We start from the raw sequence: 3687 nt of genomic DNA, 5'->3' as shown, positions 1-3687 counted from the left end.
ATGGCTGCGGTTTGCGCCTTGCGGGCGCCCGTTTGTCGAGTCACGCGCGCCTCCCAGTAGTGTGAACAGGCCCTAAAGCAAAGACTCCAGAGCATCGCTCACCAGCCAATGAGCACGTCGCGTGCCTGCACCACCAGTTGCACGCGCGCGCCGACGGGCAGGCTCAGCTTGGTCGGCACGTGGCCGAACGGCAGCCCGGTGAGGATGGGCGCGCGCGTCACGCTGCGCAGCATCGCCACCATGGTCTTGAGCGTGTAGCCGCGGTCCAGAGGCGACTTCTTCCAGTCGGTGAAGGCGCCCAGCAGCACGGCCTTCTGCGCATCGAGCACGCCCGCCTGATGCAGCTGCAGCAGGCTGCGCTCGACACGATACGGGTGCTCGTTGACGTCTTCCAGAAACAGCACGCCGCCCTTGATGCGCGGCCAGTGCGGCGTGCCGAGCAGCGAGTTCACCATGCACAGGTTGCCGCCCCACAGCACGCCCTTGACGTCCAGGCCGTCGAAGCCAGGCTCGGTGCGGAAGCCCACCGCCTCCAGTTCGCCGCTCATCGCCTCGAGGAAGCAGTCGCGCGTGACCTCGTCGACCGCTTCGATGCGCTTCTCGCCGTGCTCGCCGGCCTCGCGGCCGAAGTCGTAGCAGGCCATCGGCCCGGCCCAGGTTCGCCCCTTGGCGTGCGCGAGCAGCCCGAGTTGCAGCGCAGTGAAGTCGCTGTGGCCGACCCAGCGCGTGCCGCGCTCGACGCTGCGGGCGATCAGTTTCCAGTCGATGCGGTCGAGCAGCCGCGTCAACCCGTACCCCCCGCGCGTGGCCATGGCGATCGACGGGCTCGCCTTCGCGATCCGATGCAGCGCCGCCAGCCGCACGTCGTCGTCACCGCCGAAGCGCTGGTGGCGCGCCAGTGCGGCCTCGTCGACCTGGACGTCGAAGCCGAGCTGTGCCAGCCGGCGCCGCGCCAGCGTCAGCGGTCTTGCCGAGGCCACCACGCCGGACGGCGTGAACAGGCTGAGCGTGGTCATGGGGCGCTGCCGGGTGGCGGCAGATCGAGCTCGATCGCCTCGCCGGCAGGAATGGTGTCGGGCGCGTCCTGCGACCGCTCGCCGCGGCGCTGCCGGTACTGCTCGCGGCGTTCGGCGAAGAACTCGCGCAGCACCTGGCCGCACTCGTCGCCGAGCACGCCGCCTTCGATCGCCGTGTGGTGGTTGAGCTGGCCGTTGGCGAACAGGTCGACCACCGAGCCGGCCGCGCCGGTCTTCGGATCGAAGGCGCCGAACACGACACGCTTGAAGCGCGCATGCATCAGCGCCATCGCGCACATCGCGCAGGGCTCGAGCGTGACGTAGAGCTCGCACTCGGGCAGCCGGTAGTTGGCCAGCAGCGTGGCGGCATGGCGCAGCGCGACGATCTCGGCATGCGCCGTCGGGTCGTGCTCGGTGATCGGCCGGTTGTAGCCGGTGGCCACCACCTGCCGCCCGGCCGGTGTGTCGCGCACGATCACGGCACCGACCGGCACCTCGCCGACCAGCCACGCATTGCGCGCCTGGTCGATGGCAATCCGCATGGCTTGTTCGTCCTTCGGGTCGATCACGCGCGGCGTCTCCTTTGGCGCCGCATTCTCGCCGCAATCCGTCCCGCCCCTGTCGGCTACGCTAGCGGCGCATGCAGGACGATCTGTTCTCCGATGGCGCGCCACCACCGGCCGCTCGGCTGCCGCGAGCGCGACGCAGCAGCCCCGTGGAGGCGGCCACTCCCGAGGCGCGGCAGCTCGCGCGGGCCGGTCAGTTGCCGGCACGGCTGCACCTGGGCACCTCGTCGTGGAGCTACCCCGGCTGGGCCGGCAAGGTCTGGGCCGGCGAGTACAGCGAGAGCCTGCTCGCCCGCCAGGGGCTGGCCGCCTACGCGCGGCATCCGCTGCTGCGCTGCGTCGGCATCGACCGGACCTTCTACCGCGCGCTGAGCAGCGCGCAGTACGCCGGCTACGCCGCGCAGGTACCGGGCTCGTTCCGCTTCCTCGTCAAGGCGCCCAGTGCCGTCACCGACGCGCTGGTGCGTGACGACGCCGGCCGCGGGTTGCAGGCCAATCCGCTGTTCCTCGATCCGCTACTGGCGGTGCGCGACTATGCCGAACCGGCGCTGGCAGGCCTCGGCGCGCGCCTGGGCGCTCTGGTGTTCCAGCTCAGCCCCTTGCCCGCGTCGTGGCTGGCCGACCTGCCGGCACTGTTCGAGCGCCTGGCGACCATGCTCGCTGCGCTGCCCGACCTCGCCCCGAGCGCTGCCGATGCCGTGGTTGCGGTGCAGGTTCGCAACCGCGAGCTGCTGGGGCCGGCCTTCGCCGAGGTTCTGCGACGGGCCGGCGCGACCTACTGTCTCGGCCTGCACGCCAGCATGCCGCCGATCGAGGAGCAGTTGCCGATGCTGCGCGCCCTCTGGCCAGGCCCGCTGGTGTGCCGCTGGAACCTGCATCGCCGACACGGCGCCCACGGCTACGAGAAGGCACGCCGGCTCTACGAGCCCTACGACCACATCGCCGACGCCGACCCGCAGACCCGCGCCGCGCTGGCCAGGGTGGCGCTGGCCACCTGCGCAGCCGGTTGGCCGGCCTACATCGCCATCGGCAACAAGGCCGAGGGCTGCGCGCCGGAGAGTGTGTTCGCGCTGGCCGAGGCCATCGCCACGGCAGGCGGCCCCTGAGGCGGCTTCTCGCCGGCCCGCTTGCGCAGCGCGTCCCCGGCGGCAACGGCCTGCGTGGTCGCAGCCGCGCCGAGCTGGATGGCAAAGAACAGGCGGTGCAGCTGTGTCATGGCGGCCGAGGCAGCGACAACAGGTGCGACTGAGGGCCTGCGGCGCTCCCGGCGTTTCCGCGATGCACGGTCAAGGATGCCGCGCATGCGCCCGACTGAACACCAGTGCGAGCAGAGGGTGGCGTGGATGGCCCTGGCGGGCCGGCCCCCTGCGCACGCGAGCCACTGCAACACAGCATGCCTGCTGGGTTAAGCTTGTCGCCCGATGTCATCATTTCGCCATACGCTTGCACTGAGCGTCGCCGAAGCAGATGCCAACGTGCTGTCGTGGTGGCGCGCATTGTGCGTGCTGGCCGTGCTGAATGTCTGCCTTTGGCTGGCCGTCTGGCTCTTCGGGCCTGTCAGCGGCATCCACGGCAGTCTGCAGCTGGCCTTGTCTGGCGTCTACGTGCTGGTGTGTGCCTACCGCTCGGTTCTTCCCCGTGTGGACCTCGAGCGGCTCGTCGTCGTGGACACGCATCTGTCCAGCATCTTCCTGGGGCGCGCGGCCGCCACGGTCGCCGAGATCTGCTTCGCGCTGCAGTTGGGGCTGCTGGTCCATCAGCTGGGCGTGCACAGCGGCATGCCCTGGGTGCAAAGGGCCGCGTGGGCGATCCCCATGTTCATGGTGGTGGCGCAGGGCTTCTGCTGGCACAGCGTGCTGACGCTGAACCACATCACCCAGGCCGTCGAGTCGATACTCTGGGCGGCTGGCTTCTCCTGGATGGCGGCGCTGCTCGGGGTCATCGCGCTGGACAGCAGTGGCTGGGTCAGCTCTCTGGCGATGTTCGGGATCCTCTGCTCGATGGCCTTCGTGGCCTATGTCCTGGGGGTGGACGCGCCGATGTACTGGCGCCGATACCGGCGCGGGCGCGCATGCGAGCAGGCCTACATGCGACTGGACCAAGGT

Annotated in this window: 4 protein-coding genes; 2 read left to right on the top strand and 2 right to left on the bottom strand. The window is 70.4% G+C overall.

Translation table 11 applies throughout. From position 1 onward, the window contains the following. Nucleotides 1-98: 98 nt before the first annotated feature. Entirely contained in the window at nucleotides 99-1016 is a 918-nt protein-coding gene (locus AAG801_RS40960) for an LD-carboxypeptidase (protein ID WP_341893603.1), read from the bottom strand. Then, complete coding sequence (gene tadA, locus AAG801_RS40955) at nucleotides 1013-1558, bottom strand: tRNA adenosine(34) deaminase TadA (protein ID WP_341893604.1); 546 nt, start codon at nucleotides 1556-1558, stop codon at nucleotides 1013-1015. Before tadA ends, AAG801_RS40960 begins: the two co-directional genes overlap by 4 nt. Before the next feature lie 98 nt (nucleotides 1559-1656). On the opposite strand from tadA, the gene AAG801_RS40950 reads away from it, so the two are divergent. Continuing rightward, on the top strand, nucleotides 1657-2688 hold the full coding sequence (locus AAG801_RS40950) for a DUF72 domain-containing protein (protein WP_341893602.1): 1032 nt from the start codon (nucleotides 1657-1659) through the stop codon (nucleotides 2686-2688). Between the two features lie 315 nt (nucleotides 2689-3003). After that, nucleotides 3004-3687: hypothetical protein (locus tag AAG801_RS40945; RefSeq protein WP_341893601.1), on the top strand; the 684-nt coding region annotated here is incomplete at its 3' end.

The organism is Variovorax sp. YR752 (assembly GCF_943372545.1).
The sequence above is the reverse complement of the archived record's forward strand: the minus strand, read 5'-3'. Positions and strand labels throughout refer to the sequence as shown.

Coding starts and splice junctions, on each gene's coding strand:
- AAG801_RS40960 (WP_341893603.1), bottom strand. CDS start 1,016: ATGACCACGCTCAGCCTGTTCACGCCGTCCGGCGTGGTGGCCTCGGCA.
- tadA (WP_341893604.1), bottom strand. CDS start 1,558: ATGCGGATTGCCATCGACCAGGCGCGCAATGCGTGGCTGGTCGGCGAG.
- AAG801_RS40950 (WP_341893602.1), top strand. CDS start 1,657: ATGCAGGACGATCTGTTCTCCGATGGCGCGCCACCACCGGCCGCTCGG.